General features: G+C 40.3%; 4 tRNA genes. All 4 read left to right on the plus strand.

Going from position 1 to position 831, the window contains the following annotated elements:
- Nucleotides 1–18: 18 nt before the first annotated feature.
- The 4 genes from AAEY93_RS20290 (at nucleotide 19) to AAEY93_RS20305 (ending at nucleotide 705) form a co-directional block, all read left to right on the plus strand.
- Nucleotides 19–94 (plus strand) — tRNA-Lys (locus tag AAEY93_RS20290).
- A gap of 205 nt (nucleotides 95–299) precedes the next feature.
- A tRNA-Lys gene (locus AAEY93_RS20295) sits at nucleotides 300–375 on the plus strand.
- A gap of 89 nt (nucleotides 376–464) precedes the next feature.
- Nucleotides 465–540 (plus strand) — tRNA-Lys (locus AAEY93_RS20300).
- A gap of 89 nt (nucleotides 541–629) precedes the next feature.
- Nucleotides 630–705 (plus strand) — tRNA-Lys (locus AAEY93_RS20305).
- The last annotated feature ends 126 nt before the right edge of the window (nucleotides 706–831 follow it).

An 831-nucleotide genomic window follows, 5' to 3' on the forward strand; every position in this document is an offset into this window, starting at 1 on the left:
TTCTTGCAAAACCAAGATGGGTCGTTAGCTCAGTTGGTAGAGCAGTTGGCTTTTAACCAATTGGTCGAAGGTTCGAATCCTTCACGACCCACCACTTTTTAGATAGTGGCTAAATAATCTAAATATTATACAGATGGGTCGTTAGCTTAGTTGGTCTTGAAATAGAGACAGTTGGCTTTTGTCCCCTTAAGAATATAAGTTCTTGCAAAACCAAGATGGGTCGTTAGCTCAGTTGTTCTTGAAATAGAGACAGTTGGCTTTTGTTCCAGTAAGAGTATCAATTCTTGCAAAACCAAGATGGGTCGTTAGCTCAGTTGGTAGAGCAGTTGGCTTTTAACCAATTGGTCGAAGGTTCGAATCCTTCACGACCCACCACTTTTTAGATAGTGGCTAAATAATTTAAATGTGATACCGATGGGGCTATTTCACTCCAGTAAGAATATCAATTCTTGCAAAACCAAGATGGGTCGTTAGCTCAGTTGGTAGAGCAGTTGGCTTTTAACCAATTGGTCGAAGGTTCGAATCCTTCACGACCCACCACTTTTTAGATAGTGGCTAAATAATTTAAATGTTATACCGATGGGGTTATTTCACTCCAGTAAGAATATCAATTCTTGCAAAACCAAGATGGGTCGTTAGCTCAGTTGGTAGAGCAGTTGGCTTTTAACCAATTGGTCGAAGGTTCGAATCCTTCACGACCCACCACTTTTTTATATCTCCCCAATTTGAACTTCCAGATAATCCAACCATTACACATCTCTCATAGGCTAAAACTAGCCATTAGTTCTACAGGCTTTTAAACGCCGACAGTTGGCTTTTGTTCCAGTAAGA

This window comes from Shewanella sp. CAL98-MNA-CIBAN-0140 (assembly GCF_040309905.1).
Lineage (GTDB): Bacteria > Pseudomonadota > Gammaproteobacteria > Enterobacterales > Shewanellaceae > Shewanella > Shewanella psychromarinicola.